Annotated in this window: 18 protein-coding genes; 7 read left to right on the forward strand and 11 right to left on the reverse strand. The window is 71.4% G+C overall.

Annotated features, from left to right (window positions below):
- Positions 1-113 precede the first annotated feature (113 nt).
- Positions 114-1592: a UDP-N-acetylmuramoyl-L-alanyl-D-glutamate--2,6-diaminopimelate ligase gene (locus AB0I94_RS07015; RefSeq protein WP_363308406.1), complete on the reverse strand. Its 1479-nt coding sequence runs from the start codon at positions 1590-1592 to the stop codon at positions 114-116.
- 628 nt (positions 1593-2220) lie between these two features.
- Here AB0I94_RS07015 and AB0I94_RS07020 point away from each other — a divergent pair.
- Positions 2221-2958, forward strand: coding sequence for a chitinase (locus tag AB0I94_RS07020; RefSeq protein WP_363308407.1), 738 nt, complete (start codon positions 2221-2223; stop codon positions 2956-2958).
- A gap of 174 nt (positions 2959-3132) precedes the next feature.
- A complete protein-coding gene (locus AB0I94_RS07025) occupies positions 3133-4359 on the forward strand; it encodes a cytochrome P450 (protein WP_363308408.1) in 1227 nt (408 codons plus the stop codon).
- 41 nt (positions 4360-4400) lie between these two features.
- On the opposite strand, the gene AB0I94_RS07030 is transcribed toward AB0I94_RS07025, so the two are convergent.
- From AB0I94_RS07030 to AB0I94_RS07055, 6 genes are all read right to left on the reverse strand, one after another.
- Positions 4401-5672 carry a cytochrome P450 gene (locus AB0I94_RS07030; RefSeq protein WP_363308409.1) on the reverse strand — a complete coding sequence of 424 codons (1272 nt, stop codon included), beginning with the start codon at positions 5670-5672 and terminating at the stop codon, positions 4401-4403.
- Entirely contained in the window at positions 5669-6283 is a 615-nt protein-coding gene (locus AB0I94_RS07035; RefSeq protein WP_363308410.1) for an ATP/GTP-binding protein, read from the reverse strand. The genes AB0I94_RS07030 and AB0I94_RS07035 overlap by 4 nt, the downstream gene beginning before the upstream one ends.
- Positions 6264-6626: a DUF742 domain-containing protein gene (locus tag AB0I94_RS07040; RefSeq protein ID WP_361840052.1), complete on the reverse strand. Its 363-nt coding sequence runs from the start codon at positions 6624-6626 to the stop codon at positions 6264-6266. The genes AB0I94_RS07035 and AB0I94_RS07040 overlap by 20 nt, the downstream gene beginning before the upstream one ends.
- Positions 6623-7042: a roadblock/LC7 domain-containing protein gene (locus tag AB0I94_RS07045; RefSeq protein WP_363206274.1), complete on the reverse strand. Its 420-nt coding sequence runs from the start codon at positions 7040-7042 to the stop codon at positions 6623-6625. The genes AB0I94_RS07040 and AB0I94_RS07045 overlap by 4 nt, the downstream gene beginning before the upstream one ends.
- Before the next feature lie 115 nt (positions 7043-7157).
- Positions 7158-8924 (reverse strand): ATP-binding protein, encoded by a 1767-nt coding sequence (locus AB0I94_RS07050; protein WP_363308411.1) that lies wholly within the window; start codon positions 8922-8924, stop codon positions 7158-7160.
- A gap of 257 nt (positions 8925-9181) precedes the next feature.
- Complete coding sequence (locus AB0I94_RS07055) at positions 9182-9922, reverse strand: hypothetical protein (protein ID WP_363308412.1); 741 nt, start codon at positions 9920-9922, stop codon at positions 9182-9184.
- 161 nt (positions 9923-10083) lie between these two features.
- Between AB0I94_RS07055 and AB0I94_RS07060 the strand changes: the two genes are divergently transcribed.
- Entirely contained in the window at positions 10084-10482 is a 399-nt protein-coding gene (locus tag AB0I94_RS07060) for a VOC family protein (protein WP_363308413.1), read from the forward strand.
- A 68-nt stretch (positions 10483-10550) separates the two neighbouring features.
- On the opposite strand, the gene AB0I94_RS07065 is transcribed toward AB0I94_RS07060, so the two are convergent.
- The 3 genes from AB0I94_RS07065 to AB0I94_RS07075 form a co-directional block, all read right to left on the reverse strand.
- Positions 10551-10796: a hypothetical protein gene (locus tag AB0I94_RS07065; RefSeq protein WP_363308414.1), complete on the reverse strand. Its 246-nt coding sequence runs from the start codon at positions 10794-10796 to the stop codon at positions 10551-10553.
- Positions 10797-10901: 105 nt separating this feature from the next.
- Complete coding sequence (locus AB0I94_RS07070) at positions 10902-12170, reverse strand: MFS transporter (RefSeq protein ID WP_363308415.1); 1269 nt, start codon at positions 12168-12170, stop codon at positions 10902-10904.
- Positions 12167-12661, reverse strand: coding sequence for a GNAT family N-acetyltransferase (locus tag AB0I94_RS07075; RefSeq protein ID WP_363308416.1), 495 nt, complete (start codon positions 12659-12661; stop codon positions 12167-12169). The genes AB0I94_RS07070 and AB0I94_RS07075 overlap by 4 nt, the downstream gene beginning before the upstream one ends.
- A 26-nt stretch (positions 12662-12687) precedes the next feature.
- Between AB0I94_RS07075 and AB0I94_RS07080 the strand changes: the two genes are divergently transcribed.
- Both AB0I94_RS07080 and AB0I94_RS07085 read left to right on the forward strand, forming a co-directional pair.
- Complete coding sequence (locus AB0I94_RS07080; RefSeq protein WP_363308417.1) at positions 12688-13209, forward strand: CGNR zinc finger domain-containing protein; 522 nt, start codon at positions 12688-12690, stop codon at positions 13207-13209.
- Positions 13210-13357: 148 nt separating this feature from the next.
- Positions 13358-14941 carry a phosphodiester glycosidase family protein gene (locus AB0I94_RS07085; RefSeq protein ID WP_363308418.1) on the forward strand — a complete coding sequence of 528 codons (1584 nt, stop codon included), beginning with the start codon at positions 13358-13360 and terminating at the stop codon, positions 14939-14941.
- A gap of 233 nt (positions 14942-15174) precedes the next feature.
- On the opposite strand, the gene AB0I94_RS07090 is transcribed toward AB0I94_RS07085, so the two are convergent.
- A complete protein-coding gene (locus AB0I94_RS07090; RefSeq protein ID WP_363308419.1) occupies positions 15175-16443 on the reverse strand; it encodes a cytochrome P450 in 1269 nt (422 codons plus the stop codon).
- A 228-nt stretch (positions 16444-16671) separates the two neighbouring features.
- On the opposite strand from AB0I94_RS07090, the gene AB0I94_RS07095 reads away from it, so the two are divergent.
- Both AB0I94_RS07095 and AB0I94_RS07100 read left to right on the forward strand, forming a co-directional pair.
- Positions 16672-18891 carry an NADP-dependent isocitrate dehydrogenase gene (locus AB0I94_RS07095; protein WP_363308420.1) on the forward strand — a complete coding sequence of 740 codons (2220 nt, stop codon included), beginning with the start codon at positions 16672-16674 and terminating at the stop codon, positions 18889-18891.
- A 98-nt stretch (positions 18892-18989) separates the two neighbouring features.
- The gene (locus AB0I94_RS07100; RefSeq protein WP_363308421.1) at positions 18990-19370 is read left to right on the forward strand and encodes a GNAT family N-acetyltransferase; all 381 of its coding nucleotides are present in this window, start codon (positions 18990-18992) and stop codon (positions 19368-19370) included.
- The last annotated feature ends 96 nt before the right edge of the window (positions 19371-19466 follow it).

The following is a 19466-nucleotide window of genomic DNA, read 5'->3' on the forward strand; positions in this document are numbered from 1 at the left end:
GGGGCGGAAATGCAGGGACCGTATGCGCCATGAACCTCACCGCACCAGTGCCTGATTCGCACCGCGCGCGCCGGTGTGGTGGATGAATCGCACACCCACCCGCGCGAACGCCCCTACAGGGCGTCGAGTTCGCGGACCACCGTCATGTCGTCGAAGGGGATGAGGTGTTCGCCGACGATCTGGTGCGGCTCACTGCCCTTGCCCGCGACGAGCACGATGTCGCCCCGCCGTGAGGCGGACAGCGCGCGCGAGATCGCGGCGCGGCGGTCGGCCACCCGGTGAAAGGGCGTCCCGGTGGACTTCAGGCCGGGAACGATCTGGTCCAGGATGGCCTCGGGGTCTTCGCCGCGCGGGTTGTCCGAGGTGAGGACGCACAGGTCGGAGTGGTGGCCCGCGATCTGGCCCATCAGGGGCCGCTTGGTGACGTCACGGTCGCCGCCGCAGCCGAAGACGGTGGTCACCGCCCCGGTCGCGAAGCCGCGGATCGTGGCGAGGACCTTCTCCAGCGAGTCCGGCGAGTGCGCGTAGTCGACGATCACGCAGACGCCTCGCGCGGTGGTGAAGCGCTCGAGCCGGCCCGGAGTGGGCGGCATCCGGTCCAACGCCTCGACCAGAGCGGGCAGTTCGTGCCCCAGCAAGTGGCACGTGGCGAGGGTGGCCAGCGCGTTGGACACTGAGAAGCGGCCCGGTATCGGGATCGCGGCAGGGTACTTGCGGCCGTCGTGGTGGAGCGTGAAGCGTGTGCCCACCGCGTCCACCACCAGGTCGCTCGCCCGGTAGTCGGCCTTCGGCGAGTCCACTCCGTACGTGGTCACCGCGCCCGGCATCAGGTTCATGATCTCGGCGCTGACGGGGTCGTCGGCGTTGACCACCGCACGCTCGCACAGCCCCGCGAAGAGGCCGAGCTTGGCGTTCTTGTAGTGCTCCATGGTCCCGTGGTCGTCCAGGTGGTCCTGGGTGAGATTGGTGAAGACGCCGATGTCGACCGGCACGTGGTCCAGGCGCCGCTGCAGCAGCCCCATGGACGTGGCCTCGAGCACCACGCTGCTCGTGTCCCGGTCGCGCATGCGGCCGAGGAGGTAGTGCAGGTCCGGTGACTCGGGGGTGCTCAGGACCGACCGCGGCATGGGGATCCGCTCCGTGCCGATCCGGCTGCCCGAGGTGCCGATCACGCCGACCTTCGCGCCCACGGCCAGCCGGAGCGCCGACTCGACCATGTACGAGACGGAGGTCTTGCCGTTCGTCCCCGTGACGGCCACGACGTCCATCGCGCGGCCGGGATCGCCGTAGTACCGGGAGGCGACGAGCGAGGCGGCCGCCCGTGCGTCGGCCACCCGCACCACGCACACCTCGCCGAGGTCGGCCCCGCTGCCCGGCAGCGCACCGTCCTCGGTGAGAACCGCCACCGCCCCTCGTTCCAGAGCCCGGCTGATGCCCCCGGGCCCGCCCTCCTCATGGCCGGGTACGGCGACGTACAGCGATCCGAACGTCACCTGTCCGGCGTCGAAGGTGATTGTGGCGGTGACCGGGACGTCCGGGTCACCGTGCAGGACGTGGTGGTCGTGGCCGTCGAGCAGTGCGCTGAGCTTCACAAAAGTCCCCTCGAAGGGCGGCTCACGGCGCACCGCGTACGCCCGGCCTGAGGGGCGAGGGCGACGGCGAGCCGGAATCCGCGGTGATGCGCGTAAGGCGAGCGGGGCCCCACAGGGGGATATCTGCGTGCGGGCCGAAGGGCCAGGACGGCCGAGGAACGCTACCTGTGCGCCGCACGACCGGTCGCTGAGGACCGGATCCGGGTCGTGGAGGGCTGAACACAGATGGTCGGGCGGAGCAGGGACCAGCCCGACACTGCTTCAGTGTACGTCGGCGCAGGCTCGCGGCGGACGTACCGGAACGCGCCCGGTGATCTCCGCTCTCGCCCGCGGGCCTACTGTGGCGGCGCCCATGGGTATTGACGTGGACGTGTCACTCGATATGGTCTAGTCCAACGGCGGGGGCGATTCCGGATAGCTGCAGCTCCCGGTGCGCCGGTGCGATCGCCGGTGGATCCTGTCGTGCTTCTCCGTGTCCGCCAGCGTCTGTCTGTCGTCTCTCCGCGTCTTTTCGCGCCTCTCGCCCCTCACGGCGCTCAAGAGGCGGGCCCACCCCCATCCCTCCCCCCACCACGTGACGGGCGGCCGTCCACGCGCATGCGCCGGCCCGCCAAGGAGTGATTCCCCCATGCGTCCTCGTCTCCTCGCCGCACTGACCGCGACCGCGTCCGCCGCCGCTCTCGCCCTGCTGACCCTCGCACCCAACGCCTCCGCCGAGAAGACGGGGCCGGGGGAGCGGGCGGCGGCTGGATTCCCCGTCAGCGAAGCCCAGTTCAACCAGATGTTCCCGAACCGGAACTCCTTCTACACCTACAGCGGGCTCACCCAGGCGCTCAGCGCCTATCCCGAATTCACCGGGACCGGCAGCGACACCGTACGCAAGCAGGAGGCCGCCGCCTTCCTGGCGAACGTCAGTCACGAGACGGGCGGCCTGGTCCACGTCGTCGAGCAGAACACCGCGAACTACCCGCACTACTGCGACCGTTCGCAGCCCTACGGCTGCCCGGCGGGCAACGACAAGTACTACGGCCGCGGCCCGATCCAGCTCAGCTGGAACTTCAACTACAAGGCGGCGGGCGACGCCCTGAAGATCGACCTCCTGAACAACCCCGACCTCGTGCAGAACGATCCGGCCGTGGCGTGGAAGAGCGGCCTCTGGTACTGGAACACGCAGAACGGCCCGGGCGCCATGACGCCGCACAACGCCATGATCAACAGCGCGGGCTTCGGCGAGACGATCCGCAGCATCAACGGCAGCCTGGAGTGCGACGGGAAGAACCCCGGGCAAGTGCAGAGCCGGATCGACAACTACACGCGGTTCACCGGCATCCTCGGTGTCACCCCGGGCGACAAGCTCAGCTGCTGACGGTCCCGGCGACCCCGTCCGAGCTCCCCTCGCCCGTCGGTTTCCATCCGGAGGGCGAGGGGCGATTTTCGGCCAACATTAGTGTACTGCTCAACGATCGACTGGGAGGGGCTGGTTGGCTCCGTAGGTGATCAATAGCCTGGTGCGCGTCGCCTTTTCTGACCTAGGAGTCATATGTCCACCGCGCAGCAGGTCCCCGACATCCTCTCGCCCGAGTTCGCCGAGAACCCGTACCCGGCCTACCGAGTGATGCGGGAGAGCGCGCCGCTGTTCTGGCACGAGGCGACGCAGAGCTGGATCATCTCGCGGTACGCGGACGTCGAGCGCGTGTTCAAGGACAAGGCCTCGCAGTTCACCACCGACAACTACGACTGGCAGATCGAGCCCGTCCACGGCAAGACGATCCTCCAGCTCAGCGGCCGGGAACACGCCGTGCGGCGCGCGCTCGTCGCACCGGCGTTCCGCGGCAGCGACCTGCAGCAGAAATTCCTGCCCGTCATAGAACGCAACTCCCGCGAACTCATCGACACCTTCCGGCACACCGGCAGCGTCGACCTGGTCAAGGGCTACGCCACCCGCTTCCCCGTCAACGTGATCGCCGACATGCTCGGCCTGGACAAGTCCGACCACGCGCGTTTCCACGGCTGGTACACCACCGTCATCGCCTTCCTCGGCAACCTGGCGGGCGACCCCGAGGTCGCGGCGGCCGGTGAACGCACCCGGGTGGAGTTCGCCGAGTACATGATCCCGATCATCCGGGAGCGCCGCGACAACCTCGGCGACGACCTGCTCTCCACGCTGTGCGCCGCCGAGGTGGACGGCGTACGCATGAGCGACGAGGACATCAAGGCCTTCTGCAGTCTGCTGCTCGCGGCGGGCGGCGAGACCACCGACAAGGCCATCGCCAGCATCTTCGCCAACCTCCTGGCCCACCCCGAGCAGCTCGAAGCCGTCCGGCAGGACCGCACGCTGATCGCCCGCGCCTTCGCCGAGACCCTGCGCCACACGCCGCCCGTCCACATGATCATGCGGCAGTCGGCGACCGACGTGGAGGTCACCGGGGGAATCATCCCCGCCGGCGCCACCGTCACCTGCCTGATCGGCTCGGCCAACCGTGACGAGCAGCGCTACCGCGAGCCGGACCGTTTCGACATCTTCCGTGACGACCTCACCGCGACGACCGCGTTCTCCGCCGCCGCCGACCACCTCTCCTTCGCCCTCGGCCGGCACTTCTGCGTGGGCGCACTCCTTGCCAAGGCCGAGGTGGAGATCGGCGTCGACCAACTCCTGGACGCGATGCCGGACATGCGGCTCGCCGAAGGCTTCGACCCCGTCGAGCAGGGGGTGTTCACCCGCGGGCCGCAGTCGCTCCCGGTGGTCTTCACGCCCGTCACCGCCTGACCCGGCCGGGGCGCCCCCGACGGCGGCGCCCCGGCACCGAGTCAGTGCGCCACAGGCGTGAACTGCACCGGAAGCGACGTCAGACCGCGCATCCAGATGGACGGCCGCCAGGTCAGCTCGTGCGGCTCCACCGCGAGGACGAGGTCGGGCAGCCGCTCCAGGAGCGTCTCGACCGCGGTCCTCGCGATGACGTCGGCGAGCAGCGGTGCGGGGTAGGGGCAGCGGTGCTCGCCGTGGCTGAAGGACAGATGCGCGGAGTTCTCCGGGCCGACATGCGACTCGGGCCAGATCTGCGGGTCGGTGTTGGCCGCGGCGAGGCCGAGCACCAGACAGTCGCCCGCCCGGATCTGCCGCCCGCCGAGCTGGGTGTCGCGCACCGCCCAGCGGCCGATGAAGTTCTGGGTCGGCGTGTCCAGCCACAACACCTCGTTGAGCGCCTCGCCCACGCTGAGGCGACCGCCGGACACGTTCAGGGCGAACCGCTCGTCGGTCAGCATCAACCGCAGCGTGTTGCAGATCCAGTTGGCCGTCGGCTGCTGCGCCGCCGCGATGATGGAGATCAGGTCCTGGACGATCTCCTCGTCGGTGAGGCCCGCCGCATGCTGCAGCATCCGCGACGTGACGTCCGCGCCGGGCTTCTCCCGCTTCTCCTTGACCAGGAGCTGGATGCGCTCCGCGACGCGGGTGTAGGCCGCCACGGGGTCGTCGCCCTCGTGCGCGTCGAGCGAGATCCGCAGGTCGTCCACGAGCTGCTGCGTGTCCGTGCTCGCGTCCGGCATGCCGCACATCTGCACCGCGGCGATCATGGGCAGCGCGTGCGCGTACGCGTCCATCAGCTCGGCCTGGCCGCTGCCGGCGAACTCGGCGATGAGGCGGTCGGCGATCCGGGCGCTGTCCCGGGCCAGTTCGAACTGGTCGACCCCTTCGAGGGCCTCCGTGATGACCCCGGCCCGCCGCCGGTGCTCCTCGCCCTCGGTGAACAGGACCGAGGGCTGGTAGCCGACGAACGGCAGCAGTGGCCAGTCGGCGGGGATGTGCTCCCACTGGTTCCAGCGCCGTGAGTCGCGGGCGAACAGCTCGTCGTGGCCGGTCACATAACTGACCTCGGAGTAGCCGAGCACCAGCCACGCGGGCACGTCACCGTCGAGGAGCACCGGCGCCACCGCCCCGTGCTCCCTGCGCAGGGCGCGGTAGAGCTGCGAAGGCGTCTGCTGGTACTCCAGACCGCCCAGGCGCACCGCGCCCGTCCCCGCGTGGGCCGGGCACCCGGGCGGCGGGCTCTGCTCGTAAGGGGATCCGGTCGGCTCGGTCACGGTGTCATCTCCTGGGCCATGGCCAGTGCGTAGAGGTGGTCCACGAGGGTGATCAGGACGTCCTTGCCCGACGACCTCACCCGTGCGTCGCAGTCGATCAGCGGCACATGGTCCGGCAGCGCGAGGGCCTGGCGGATCTCCTCCAGCGAATGGGTGGAGGTGTCGTCGTCGAACCGGTTGACGGCCACCACGAACGGCGTCTTGTGGTGTTCGAGACGGTCGATGGCGTACCAGGACTCGTCCATCCGCCGCGTGTCGACCAGGACGACCGCGCCGAGCGTGCCGGAGAAGAGCCGGTCCCACAGGAACCAGAAGCGCTCCTGCCCGGGGGCTCCGAACAGATAGAGCACCACACGCTCGTTGAGGCTGATCCGGCCGAAGTCGAACGCCACCGTCGTCGTGGTCTTGGCGGCCACGTCGGCCGTCTCGTCGACGCCGACACCGGCCTGCGTCATCACTTCCTCGGTGTTCAGCGGACGGATCTCGCTGACCGACCGGACCAGCGTGGTCTTGCCGACCCCGAAGCCGCCCACGACGACGATCTTCAGGCCGGTTTCGGCCGTGTCGGACAGGGGCGTACGGGAGGGCAGCTCAGATGTTGCGGAGCCCATGGAGCACCTCCTTGAGAAGGGCGGAATCGGGGATCGAAGCGGCCGAGCCGGCCGCGCGGGGATGGCGGGCGGTGATCCTGCCCATCGCGAGCAGGTCACCGAGCAGGATCCGCACCACCGTGATCGGCAGTTTCATCTCCGCGGCGATCTCCACCACGGCCGTCGGATGCCGGCACAGTTCGAGGATGCGTACGTGCTCCGACTGCATCCCGGCAGTGGGCTCGCACTCGCTCACCACCAGTGTGACCAGGTCGAACGAGTCGTCGTCGGCGCGGCTGCGACCGCCGGTGACCGTGTAGAGCCGGTCCGGATCACCGATGTCCACGGGCCTGCGCGGCGTCACGAGGAGCCGCTGCCTTCGGTCTGGGCGCGCGGCTCGGCGCGCAGGTGCTCACCGATCTGCTCGACCAGTTCGGTCATCTGATGGCCCACCACTCCCGGATCGGCGTTCTCCTCCGCCACGACCGCCAGATGCGCTCCCTGGCCCGCTTCGACGATGAAGAGCAGTCCGCCGTGGAACTCGGTCATGGAGTGCCGGACGCCGCCGGTCCCGTCGCCGAACTCCATGGAGGCGCCCTGGGCGAGCGCCTGGATTCCGGAGCAGATCGCCGCCAGCTGGTCAGCCTGGTCGAGCGTCAGATGCTCGCTCCAGCACAGCTTCAGGCCGTCCCGGGAGAGCACCAGGGCGTGCCGTGTTCCGGGGGTGCGCTTCAGGAGGCTCTGCAGGAGCCAGGTCAGGCTGTTGTCAGTGGTCTGCATGGTAGGCGGGGCGAGATGCGCGGGTCGTCCGGTCACCTGCCCGTCCCTCCAATCTCACGATTTCGAGCGGGGAAGGGGGGCGCCAGAGCCCGGGCGCCGTGCGGGTGGCTTCGGTCTACTCGGCGGGCGGCGGCCCGGAACCCTCGGGGGATTCGGGTGCCGCGGGGGAGCCGGGCACGTCGCCCGCCGCCTGCCGCCCGCGGTGGAAGGCACCGAAACGGGAACCGGCGTCACGCGGCGGCAGCCCCGCGTCACCGGAGAGCGGCCCGGCGCCGGTCGCGGCGTCGGACGCCGCCCTGCGCTGCTCGCGCTCACGCTCCGCCTCGGCCATGGTGCGCCCGGGGGCGCGCACGGGCAGTCCGTTGGTCGTGGCGGCCGCGGGACGGGCGTGCTGCGGCCGGGGCTGTGCCTCCGCGCCACCCGCGGGCTGCGCGGGGGCGGCGGGGATCTCCGCGGCGGCCGGTGCGGGAGCTGCCGGGAGCTGCGCGGAGGTCGGTTCGGGAGCGCGGGGGGCGATCTGCTGGGGAGCGGGGTCGCGCTGCTGGGCCAGGAGCTGCGGGGGCAGGAGCACCACGACGCCCGTGCCGCCGCGGGAGGACGGACGGAAGTTGACGCTCATGCCGTACTTGGCGGCCAGACGCCCGACCACCGCGAGACCGAGGCGGGTGCCCTGCAGCGAGGCCAGGTCCGTGACGTGGCCGGAGACCGACTCCTCCGCACGGCGCATCGCCGCGTCGGCCATCTTCAGGCCGCTGTCCTCGATCGTCACGACGATCCCGGCGCTGCGCTCCTCCACGTAGACGTGCACCTCGTCGATGGGCGGGGAGAAGTTCGCCGCGTTGTCCATGAGTTCGGCCAGGACGTGCATGACGCCCTCCGCGGCGAACCCGGCGATGGCCACGGTCGTCGAGCAGTGCAGCCGCACCCGCTGGTACGCGGAGATCCGGCCCACCGCACCCCGCAGGATGCTCTCCATCACGATCGGCTTGTTCCACGCGCGGCTGGAGCGGCCGCCCATCAGCAGGGCGAGACGGTCCGTCATGAGCCCGAGCTGGGAAGTGCTGTGGTCCAGGCGCAGCAGATCACCGAAGACCTCGACGCCGTGCCGCTCCTGCATGTCCCGCAGGTCGGCGAGCATGCTCACGGACTTGGCCTGCACCCGGCTCAGCGCCTTGGCGGAGGCGGCCTGCGCGGCCGCGGCGCGCCGCTCGCTGTAGGCGAGCTCACGGACGAACGATTCGGCGGGAACACGCAGCAGGGGGTTGCGTGGCCAGTCGAGGCCGGCGAGGACCGTGTCGGCGGAGGCGCCCTCGCGCAGCCGCTCGATCGCGGTGGGCAGCGTCACCGCCGTCAGCTCGTCCAACTCCGCCGCTGCCTCGGCGAGTTGCCCCTGGGCCTGCTCACACCGCGAGTCGACCTCGGCCGCGTGCCGCACGGTCTCCTCCACCACGGAAGCGAACTCGTGGACGATCTGGCGAAGTTGCGGGTCCGACGGCGGGGCCGTCTGCGCCAGGGTCTCGCTCGCGCTCGTCCCGTCGCGCAGCCGCTTCGTGACGGTCGGCAGCGTGACGGTCAGCAGGTGAGCGGAGTCGGCGCCTTGGCGGGCGAACTGTGCCTTGAGGGACGCGGCCTCGGCGTGGTCCGCGGCGGCGGCCTCGCGGACCCGCTTGACGTGCAGGGACGTCGTCACGAGCGCGATCGCAAGACACAGCCAGCAGGCCAGGACCGAAGCCACCGTCCAGACCCGGGCGGTGTCCGGTGCCAGGACGCCCGCCACGGCACCGGCCACGGCGGTCACCACCAGCACGACCACGGGCAGGGTCGACGCGGGCCGACGCGCCTTCGCTATTCGGTGCGGGCTGGGGGGAGCAGGCACGGGCATTCAGCGGTCCCTCGGTCCTTGATTGCAGGTAAGCAACGAGCCGACCGATGTACGCATCGGTCGCGGGCCCGGCGGGAACGCCAAAGAGGACGGCGATCTTCCGGACCACACATCGCGCCATGCTAGTCACCCCGCGGGGCGCGCATGACAGGGAGTCGCAACAGTCCGCCCCGGAGGAGCTTTCGTCGTGATCTCGCCCCTCGAACATGACACCGTGGTAGAGGAGTTCGACTCTCAGTCGAAGATCATCCAGCCGCTCAGTCGACGGCCGACGTCTCGGTGATCTCGTACGCCTCGAGGCCCGGCGCCGCGAGGAGGGCCGCGACGCAGGCCGCCGAACCGCCGACGTACGTGCTCACCAGATCGACGTCACCGGCCACGCACCAGGCACGGTCCTCGGGCCACCAAAGGTCGGGGAGCTCGGGCACCCCCTCGTCGGGGTCGCCCGCGGGTGACGCGACGGAGTCGGCGTCGTGCAGCGGCCCGGAGAGCAGGATCTCGTCGCGGCCCGGCGTGCGGAACACCGGATAGCCGTCCCAGTTGTACTGGCCGTACCCCTCCCACAGTCCGTACCAGCAACGGTCAGGGGTGCGGGTGTGGCGGGTCAGTACGGAGATCAGGGCGCGGGCGACGACGGCGGGGGTCGGGCCCTCGTCGGGGTGCTCGTCCCAGACGCCGGGGACGGCGGGGGTGTCGTCGTTGCGGTAGAGGAGGCGGTCCCCGAGGCCGATCAGCTCGTGCCAGCGCGTCCCCGCCGACACCGTCCGGCCGTACGAGGCGGCCACTTGGTCCCACCGCACCGGTTTTGTGCCGAGCCAGGCCGGGTGGAGGACGCGCGCGTACGCGTCGAAGCCGGGCGCGCAGACACCGGCGACCGTGCCGAATCCGTCGTCGTGGGGCGGGCGTTGCTCCAGCCAGCGGGCGGGCGAGAGGTCGCGCCGCTCGATGCGGAGGCGGCCGTAGAGGGACGGGGGCTGGCACTGGTCGACGAGGCGCATGCCCACAGTGTCGCCTGCGCCGTGACGCCCCGAGCACGGGAACGCACGCCGATTGAGGCGGGCGGGGCGGGGCACTCGGACAGCCGTGGCGTGGCCGGCTGAGCGGTCGCCCGCCGCTGTGCCGAACCATGCCGACGCCGTGCCGACCGAAGAGGGACCCCATGGGTGTGAAGAAGACCGCCGTCATCGTCCTGGACTGCGCGAAACCCGAGGAGCTCGCGGAGTTCTACGCGGGGCTGCTCGGAGGTACGGCCGCCATGGGCACCGACCCCGACTACGTCGAGGTGTCCGACGGGCAGGGCGTCTGCATGGCGATCCACCGTGACTACGGCTACGCGCCGCCGAGCTGGCCCCGGCCGGAGGACTCCCAGCAGTCGCACCTCAGGATTCTGGTGGGCCGCGGCGACATCGACGAGGCGGAGCGGGAGGCGATCGGCCTGGGCGCCCGCCCCGTGGACACCAAGGACAACTCCGGCCCCCGGGACACCCGGACCTACAGCGACCCGGCAGGACACTCGTTCACCCTTGCGGTGTCCGCCGAGCCGAGGACGACCCGCTGAACGGTCCGCCGAGCCGAGGACGACCCGCTGAACGCGACGACTCCTGCCCGGCTGCGGGCCACCGCCGCTCAGCCGGAGGGCTCGTCCGGCACCGGCTGATCCGGGCGCACGCCACCCGAGTGCGGCGCACCGCGCCGGCCGGTGCCCGCCTCGTCCGTGTCCGGCACGTCGTCGGCGTCCGGGGCGTTGCCCGTGGTGGCCGACTCGTCGTCCAGATCCCAGTGGTCCTCCTCGTCCGACGCCTGCTGATCGGGCAGATCCCTCGGTACGGGTGTCTCGTCCTCGCCCCGGGTCTCGGGCAGCTCATCGCTCACGGCGTTCCCTCCAGTCCTCGTCACTTCGTTCCGCGCGGTCTCACGGCGGCTTCCGCTGCGAAGGCGCGGCTACCCGCCGTGGTCGCGGCGACACCTCGTACTGGTTCACGGTGGACCGCAGACGCCGTGTCGGCCACACGAGCGGGGCCGGTTGCCCGGGCGCGCGCGGGACGAGACGGCCAGGGCGACGGCGGTCAGCACCGAGAGGAGCCCCCAGACCGGTACGAAGCTGCCGGTGAGGTCCTTGAGCAGGCCGAGGACCGGTGGCATCACCACGATGGCGATCTGGTTGACGGACATGGCGAGGCCGAGGGCGAAACCCGTCCGCTCCGGTGGCGCCGATTCGGTCACGTAGGCGACCCAGGGGCCGTACCAGCCGAAACCGAAGAAGCCGAGCCAGACGAGCGCGCCGCAGGCGACCGCGGGGGAGCGCCCCAGCGGTGTCATCAGCACGGCCATCGCCGCGAGCACGGCGGCCATGCACAGGACGAGCGCGCCGTACCGTCCGGCCCTGCCGCGGTCGCTCCAGGCCGCCAGGGCGATACGGCCGACGACGCCCGCACCCTGGACGGCCACCAGGACAAGAGCCGCGGTGCCCGCCGCGACGGACGCCGTCTCGTGCAGATACAGCACCGTCAGGACGCCCGCGCCGTACTGCACCGAGATGAGGCTCGACCCGCAGAGCACGATCCGCACCATGGACGGTTCGCGGAGCATCCGCAGCCGTGCGCCGAGCCGCGACCTGAGCGAGGCACGTGGCCCGCGGCCCCGGGGAGCGGCGGCCACGGGCGGGCTGCGGTAGAAGCCCACGAAAACGCCTGCCCCGAGGAGCGCGACGAGCCCACCGGCCACGAGCGTCGCCCGCCAGCCGAAGGCCTCGGCGATGACGGGCAGCGCGGCCGAGGCCAGCGCGGCGCCCAGCGGCAGCCCCGCCTGACGGATGCCCATGGCCAGGCCCCGCTGGGACGTGTCGAACCACGACGCCACCGATTTGCTGCCGCCGGGCTGCACGGTGCTGTACCCCGCGCCGACGAGCAGCAGCACCAGGAGCAGGGAAACGTAGCCCGGCGCCGTGCTTCCCACGAGCAGGCCCGCGGCGACCACACCGGCGCCGGCCCCGACCACCCAGCGTTCGTCGTAGCGGTCGAGCAACTCCCCGGCCACCAGCAGCCCGACCAGCGGAACCAACTGGGCCGCCGAGACCAGCAGACCCAACTGGACCGTGTTCAGGTGCAGGTCGCGTTGCAGATGGACGCCCATCGCCCCGATGCCCTGCACGAAGAAACCGGCGGCGGCCTGGGTGAAGGTGGCGATCCCGAGGACGACCCACCGGTATCGCCACGCACTGGGCGCCACCCCGGCGAGGGACGTCATGGGCGCCAGTACAGCGCCGGATCCGGGTGGTTGACGAAGCCGAGGTCCCGGTAGAGCGGCTCGCCTTCGTGGGAGGCGTACAGGTCGACGCGGGCCACCTCACGTTCCCGGAACCAGTCGAGCAGGCCCGCCATGAGCGAGCGGCTGTGACCGCGCCGCCGGTGTGCCGGGTCGGTGACGACGCCGATCACCAGCCCTACGCGGCCATTGCGCAGGTGCGGGCCCGGCAGCCGCTGCTCGACGGAGCCGATGGCGCAGGCGGCCAGGCTGCCCCTGCCGCCGTCCACGGCGAGGATCCGCACGTCCTCCGTGGCCAACCGATCCTTCAGGACCACGGCCAGGGTGTCCTGCCAACTGGCGTCTTGCGATGGCGGGTCGAAGTAGTCGCCGCCGAGGTTCTCGAACAGCAGCGCCCGCAGGCGTACGAGCTCCGCGATGTCGTCCTGCGTCGCCGGGCGTATGCCGGTGCGGTCTCGGGTGCGTTGTGACATGTCGATCAGCCTGCTGTAATGGTCTTATGCACCTCAACCCTTACGGCGAGCAGGTCGTGAATCTGGCCGCCGACCTCGCCAACCGGCGCCCGGAGACCGCCGGTGAACTCGCGGACCGCTGCCGCGCCGCAGGGCTCGTCCTCGAGCGTCCCGTCGGACCGGAGGACCTCGACCGGGCGCGGGACGCGCTGGACGCGTGGGAGAAGGTCGTCGACGCCGCCGACGAGGACGAGCGCGCCGGACTCCTCAACGGGATGCTGGCGGCGTCCGCCGCCCACCCGCGGCTGACCGACCACGCGGGCTCGGGCTGGCATCTGCACTACCGCGAGGACCGGCAGCCGCTCGGCGCCCTGCTGTTCCAGCTCATCTCCGTCGGCACGGCGCTGCACCTGGCCGGGCGCGGCATGCACCGGCTGCGGCGGTGCGCCGTCACCGAGTGCGTCACGGTCTTCGCCGACACCTCACGCACCGGGCGCCAGCGCTACTGCTCCCAGCGGTGCGCCAACCGCGACGCGGTCCGCCGCCACCGGGCGCGCCGCGGCGACTGATTCCACCGGCCGATGCGACAGAACGCGGGCTCCAAATGCCGTGCGGGGCCCTGTTTTCCGGCCGGACTTCTGGTATTCACTCCTGGGATCGATCGCCGTCCGCGCGCTCGCGTTCGCTGCGGTGTACCAACGCGACCTAGGAGTTTCCGTGGCCCTCGCACGCCGTCCGTTCAGAGCCGCCGCGAAGGTGTCGGTGGTCGCCGTCGCCGCGGTGGGGCTCCTCGCCCCCGGTGTCGTCGTCGACCGGTACGGGGAAACTGCTGCCGCCACCGCTCCAACTGCCGTTGTTCCCGGGCCGATCGCCGACTGGCAGCACGAACGCCTCGCCGCCGGGGTCGACCTGTACCAGGGGAGCATCGCGGGCCGTCCCGGCGCCGACCACTGGACGGTGACGGTGCGCGTGAACGGAGCCCACCTCGCCGCCGAGCGGGAGGCGCAGGCGCTGGCGGAGCGGGTGCGCGGCGCCGGGTTCGACCCGCGCGTCGAGCAGGTCGCGTGGCCGCGGGGTTCCGACCGGCACGGGGTGGTCGGCGAGCGGGTCCGGGTGGGGGAGTACGAGGCACGGACCGAGGCGGACACGCGGCGCAAGGCCCTCGCCGCCGCCGGGTTCGACGCGGTGAGCGAGTGGACCGGCGCCGACGGTGTGCCCGGTACCGGGGTCGCCCGGGTCAAAGTGGCGATCGTCGACCCGAAGCGCTACGGCGGCGCGATGAAGGGCACGTACGGCAAGGGGGTGGCCGGCCGCGAGACGGTGCCCGACATGGCCGCGGGCGACGGCACCCTGCTCGGTGTCAACGCGGGCTTCTTCGTCATGGAGGGCAAGGACGGCGTGCCGGGCGCGGCGGCCGGCATCGCCGCGTACGACGGGGAGTTGCAGAGCGCGGCGACCAACGGCCGGATCGCGGCGGTGCTGCGCGGCGACGGCCTGCGCCCGGAGTTCAAGAAGCTCAGCACGGAACTCCGGGTCCGCGCGGGGGCGGCCTCCGCGGTGGTGGACGGCATCAACCGCGTGCCGGGTCTGATCCGCAACTGCGGCGGTGTCGGCGGCGATTCACCGACCGAGCGCCCGCAGCACGACGTGACCTGCACCGATCCCGACGAGATCGTGAAGTTCACCGACGAGCTCGGCGCGGACACCCCGGCGGGCGAAGGGGTGGAGGCGGTGCTCGACACGAGCGGGCGCGTACGGGAGGTGCGGGCGCGCGGCGGCGCCGTGCCGGAAGGCGGCAGTGTCCTGGCGGGCATCGGCTCCGGCGCCAGCTGGCTGCGTACGCACGCGAAGCCGGGCAGCGCGGTGAAGGTGCGGCAGCGGATCGTGGACGAGCGGGGCCGGGAGCTGAAGCTCGGCCCGCAGGACGACATCGTCAACGGCGGCCCCGAACTGGTGCGTGACGGCAAGGTCGCGGTGAACTACGCCGCCGACGGCATCGAGCGCACCGGCGACCGTTCCTTCGCGTACACCTGGGGCATCAAGCGCAACCCGCGCATGCTCATCGGCGTCGACCGGCAGGGACGCATGCTCCTGGTCGGCGCGGACGGCCGGCAGCCCGGCCACAGCGACGGGTTCGGCCTGGGCGAAGGAGCGGAACTGATGAAGTCGCTGGGCGCGGTGCGGGCCATGGCCCTGGACGGCGGCGGTTCCGTCACGATGACGGTGAACGGCAAGGTGATCAACTCGCCGTCGGACGGCGTGGAGCGCGCGGTGGGCGACGCGTTGCTGCTCACGCGCTGACGGCCCGGCCCTCGGCTCCCACCCCGTCGACCCTCAGGCCGCGCGTGAGCCACGTGGTCTGAGCGTTGGAAAGGTCGGGCCGGGGCGGCGATCGGGTGATGGCGCGGTTGGTGCTGCGGGCGTTGGGTGGCGCGCTGTTGTTCACCTGCTGGTGGCCGGACGGGGGAGCGGTGCCGGGGACGTGGCCCCCGGGCAGCGTCGGGTGGAGGTGCGGTGGGGTCGTGCGTTGCTGCTCAGTTGCCGACCGTCGTCCGGATGGGCAGGGGCGGCGTGGTGACGGGGACACAGCACGGGCCGCGGACCAAGAGGCCCGGCCTGTACGGGAGTTGGGCTGGATCGGCCGTCAGGCGAAGGCCGGGGAAGGCCGCCAGGAGACGGGGGAGCGCGATCGTCGCCTCCAGGCGGGCGAGCCGTGAGCCGAGGCAGAAGTGCGGTCCGTGGCCGAAGGCCGCGTGGGGCGCCGTGCGCCTATCGCCGGACTGCGCCAGATAGCGGCTGGGACGGAAGGCGTCCGGGTCCGGGAAGTGGCGCGGGTCGCGGTTGGCGGCGGCGAGAACCGTGAGGACGGAGGCGCCCGTGGGTATGACCACGCCCTCGCCGAGGTCCACCTCCTCGGACGTGTGGCGCCACGTGGTGCCCTCCAGCGGGCTGGCGTGGCGCAGCGTCTCCTCCACGACGGCGGGCCAGCGCGCGGGATCGCGGTGGGCCGCCGCCTGCTCCTCGGGATGGGTGAGCAGCAGCAGCGACGCCGACGCAAGGAGGTTCATCGTGGTCTCGTAACCCGCGAACAGGAGAAGGAACGCCATGGCGAGCAGCTCCGCGTCGTCGAGCCCGCCGTCCGTCGCGTCCCGTGTGAGCGCGCTGAAGAGGTCGGTTCCGGGTGCGCGGCGCTTGTGGGCGATCAGCTCGGTGAAGTAGGCGTACAGACCGGTCCACGCCTCGTCCACCGCGCCGGACTCCAGCGCGTCGGCGGGCGAGCCGACCCGGTAGGTCCAGGCCCGCAGATCCGCCCGGTCGGCCTCCGGCACCCCGAGCACCTCACCGATCACGAGGACGGGCAGCGGGAAGGCGAAGGCGTCCACGAGGTCCACGCTGCCGTCCCGTCGTAGCCGTAGCTCCATCTCCCGCAGGAGTCCGGCGGTCAGCTCCTCGATCCGCGCACGCAGCGCGTCGACGCGGCGCGGGGCGAACGCGGCGGTGGTCAGCCGGCGCAGCCGGGTGTGGTCGGGGGCGTCGGTGTTGAGCATGTGCCGGGCCAGGCAGGCGCGGGCGCGCTGCGCGGGGGAGTCACCCTTCGGCCGCCCGGCACCCTGCGGGGGCACGTTCGAGAAGCGGGGGTCGGCGAGGACGGCCCGCGTCGCCTCGTATCCGGTGACGAGCCAGGCGTGCGTCCCGTTGGCGAGCGGGACCCGCACGGCGGGCCCCTGGTCGCGGAGGCGCGCGTAGTACGGGTACGGGTCGCGTGCGAAGGCGGGGTCTGCGGGGTCCAGGGGAGCGATCACCCGCTCATCCTCGCCGTGCGGGCCCGGTGACAGAGGTCCCCGCACCGCCAGGAACAACGGACAGGACCTGTGGGAACCGAACAGCAACCACCTGTGACGAGGGCTGCCACGGAACGTGACGGGGGCTACGGGCCGTGACGTATCCAATGCGGGGCCGCTTCGTGGAAGGAGGCGATCACGAGATATCTTGATGTCGAGCAATGTTGCAGACGTGGAGCGGAGCACCCGGTGACTGACTCGACCATCATCTACACCCAGACCGACGAGGCCCCGGCCCTCGCGACGTATTCGTTCTTGCCGGTGGTCAGGGCCTATGCCTCGACGGCGGGCGTCGCCGTGGAGAGCCGTGACATCTCCCTGGCGGGGCGCATCATCGCTCTCTTCCCCGAGTTCCTCGAGGAGAGCCAGCGCATCGATGACGCACTCGCCGAACTGGGCGAGCTGGCCAAGACGCCCGGCGCGAACATCATCAAGCTGCCGAACATCTCGGCCTCGATCCCGCAGCTGAAGGCGGCCGTCGCCGAGCTGCAGTCGCAGGGTTACGCGCTGCCGAACTACCCGGACGACCCGAAGACCGACGCGGAGAAGGACATCCGCGCCCGTTACGACAAGGTCATGGGCAGCGCCGTCAACCCGGTCCTGCGCGAGGGCAACTCGGACCGCCGCGCCCCCGCGTCGGTGAAGAACTACGCCAAGGCGCACCCGCACCGCATGGGCGCCTGGACGGCCGACTCGAAGACGAACGTCGCCACCATGGGCGTCGACGACTTCCGCTCCACCGAGAAGTCCGCGACCATCGCCGATGCGGGCTCGCTGCGCATCGAGTTCACGGGCGAGGACGGCAGCACCACGGTCCTGCGCGAGTCCGTACCGGTCCTCGCGGGCGAGGTCGTCGACGCGTCCGTGATGCGCGTGGCCAAGCTGCGTGAGTTCCTGACCGCGCAGATCGCCAAGGCCAAGGCCGACGGCGTGCTGTTCTCCGTGCACCTGAAGGCCACGATGATGAAGGTCTCCGACCCGATCATCTTCGGCCACGTCGTGCGCGCCTTCTTCCCGAAGACGTTCGCCGCGTACGGCGCGGCGCTTGCCGGCGCGGGCCTGAGCCCGAACGACGGTCTCGGCGGGATCCTCAACGGCCTCGACGCGCTTCCCGAGGGCGAGCAGATCAAGGCGTCCTTCGAGGCCGAGCTCGCCGAGGGCCCGGAGCTCGCGATGGTCGACTCCGACAAGGGCATCACCAACCTGCACGTGCCCTCCGACGTCATCGTCGACGCCTCCATGCCCGCGATGATCCGCACGTCCGGCCATATGTGGGGCCCGGACGGCGGCGAGCACGACACCCTCGCCGTCCTGCCCGACTCCAGCTACTCCGGCGTCTACCAGGTCGTCCTCGACGACTGCCGCGCCAACGGCGCCTTCGACCCGGCCACGATGGGCTCGGTGCCCAACGTCGGCCTCATGGCGCAGAAGGCCGAGGAGTACGGCAGCCACGACAAGACCTTCGAGATCGCGGCGCCCGGTACGGTGCGCGTGCTCGACGAGGCCGGCAACGTCGTCCTGGAGCAGACCGTCGCCACCGGCGACATCTTCCGGATGTGCCAGGCCAAGGACGCCCCGATCCGCGACTGGGTCAAGCTGGCCGTCAACCGCGCCCGCGCGACCGGCTCGCCGGCCGTGTTCTGGCTCGACGAGACCCGCGCGCACGACGCGCAGCTCATCGAGAAGGTCAAGGCGTACCTGCCCGAGCACGACACCGACGGCCTGCAGATCGAGATCATGTCGCCGGTGGAGGCGACCAAGTTCTCCCTGGAGCGCATCCGCCGCGGCGAGGACACCATCTCGGTCACCGGCAACGTCCTGCGTGACTACCTGACGGACCTGTTCCCGATCCTCGAGCTCGGCACCAGCGCCAAGATGCTCTCGATCGTGCCGCTCATGAACGGCGGCGGCCTCTTCGAGACGGGCGCGGGCGGCTCCGCCCCCAAGCACGTCCAGCAGCTGGTCCGCGAGAACTACCTGCGCTGGGACAGCCTGGGCGAGTTCCTCGCCCTCGCCTCCAGCTTCGAGCACCTCGCGCAGACCACGGACAACGCGAGCGCCCAGGTGCTCGCCGACACCCTCGACCGCGCGACGGCGACCTTCCTGGAGAAGGACAAGTCGCCGACCCGCCGCGTCGGCGGCATCGACAACCGCGGCAGCCACTTCTACCTGGCCATGTACTGGGCCCAGGAGCTGGCCAAGCAGACCGCGGACGCGCAGCTCGCGGAGTCGTTCGCCCCGCTGGCCAAGATGCTGGCCGAGCAGGAGCAGACGATCGTCGACGAGCTGAACGGCGTCCAGGGCTCGCCCGCCGAGATCGGCGGCTACTACCGGCCCGACGAGGCCAAGGCCGCGGCCGTCATGCGCCCGTCGGCAACGCTGAACAAGGCCCTGGCCCTCCTCGGCTGAGGAACCTTCGGCTGACACAGCCCCGCCCCGGCAGCGAAGTCGACTGCCGGGGCGGGGCTGTGTCCGCGTGCGGCGGGCGAGTCCGGCAGGATCAGCGCATGTCACGCCCGTCGAGCACGTTCCCCTGGCCCGCCCGACTGTCCACGGACCGCCTCCTGCTGCGCCCGATCGAGGCCGACGACGTGCCCGCCATGGCGCGGCTCTGGACGGACGCGGCCGTCCGCCGCCACCTCGGCGGGCCGGTCGACAAAGAGACACTCCGGGTGCGCGAGCAGCACTGCGTCGGTGTGCGCGGCGCCTTCAGCGTGACGCTGCGTACGGACGGGGCAGTGATCGGCGGCGTGCAGCTGGAACCCGATGCGCGCCGGGCCGGGCGGACCGAGGTGTCGTACCAACTGCTGCCCGAGCCCTGGGGGTCCGGATACGGCCGGGAGGCGGTCGCCGCCGCGGGCCCCCTGGGCGAAAGCCGCCGGTGGTGAGCGGTGCTCTTGACGGGCCTCTCCTCTTGACGGGCCTCGCCATTCCCTATTTCTGAAACGCGTTCTACTGTGTGCGCCGTCAAGCCCGAGCCCGGG

The sequence above is a fragment of the Streptomyces sp. NPDC050147 genome (assembly GCF_040660195.1).
In the GTDB taxonomy this organism is placed as follows: Bacteria; Actinomycetota; Actinomycetes; order Streptomycetales; family Streptomycetaceae; genus Streptomyces.

What these genes read in the sequence shown, in the direction of transcription:
- AB0I94_RS07055 (WP_363308412.1), bottom strand. Translation starts at nt 9,922, where the DNA reads ATGCGCCTCGTCGACCAGTGCCAGCCCCCGTCCCTCTACGGCCGCCTC.
- AB0I94_RS07035 (WP_363308410.1), bottom strand. Translation starts at nt 6,283, where the DNA reads ATGGGCTCCGCAACATCTGAGCTGCCCTCCCGTACGCCCCTGTCCGAC.
- AB0I94_RS07080 (WP_363308417.1), top strand. Translation starts at nt 12,688, where the DNA reads ATGCACCTCAACCCTTACGGCGAGCAGGTCGTGAATCTGGCCGCCGAC.
- AB0I94_RS07075 (WP_363308416.1), bottom strand. Translation starts at nt 12,661, where the DNA reads ATGTCACAACGCACCCGAGACCGCACCGGCATACGCCCGGCGACGCAG.
- AB0I94_RS07020 (WP_363308407.1), top strand. Translation starts at nt 2,221, where the DNA reads ATGCGTCCTCGTCTCCTCGCCGCACTGACCGCGACCGCGTCCGCCGCC.
- AB0I94_RS07100 (WP_363308421.1), top strand. Translation starts at nt 18,990, where the DNA reads ATGTCACGCCCGTCGAGCACGTTCCCCTGGCCCGCCCGACTGTCCACG.
- AB0I94_RS07050 (WP_363308411.1), bottom strand. Translation starts at nt 8,924, where the DNA reads ATGCCCGTGCCTGCTCCCCCCAGCCCGCACCGAATAGCGAAGGCGCGT.
- AB0I94_RS07025 (WP_363308408.1), top strand. Translation starts at nt 3,133, where the DNA reads ATGTCCACCGCGCAGCAGGTCCCCGACATCCTCTCGCCCGAGTTCGCC.
- AB0I94_RS07045 (WP_363206274.1), bottom strand. Translation starts at nt 7,042, where the DNA reads ATGCAGACCACTGACAACAGCCTGACCTGGCTCCTGCAGAGCCTCCTG.
- AB0I94_RS07060 (WP_363308413.1), top strand. Translation starts at nt 10,084, where the DNA reads ATGGGTGTGAAGAAGACCGCCGTCATCGTCCTGGACTGCGCGAAACCC.
- AB0I94_RS07070 (WP_363308415.1), bottom strand. Translation starts at nt 12,170, where the DNA reads ATGACGTCCCTCGCCGGGGTGGCGCCCAGTGCGTGGCGATACCGGTGG.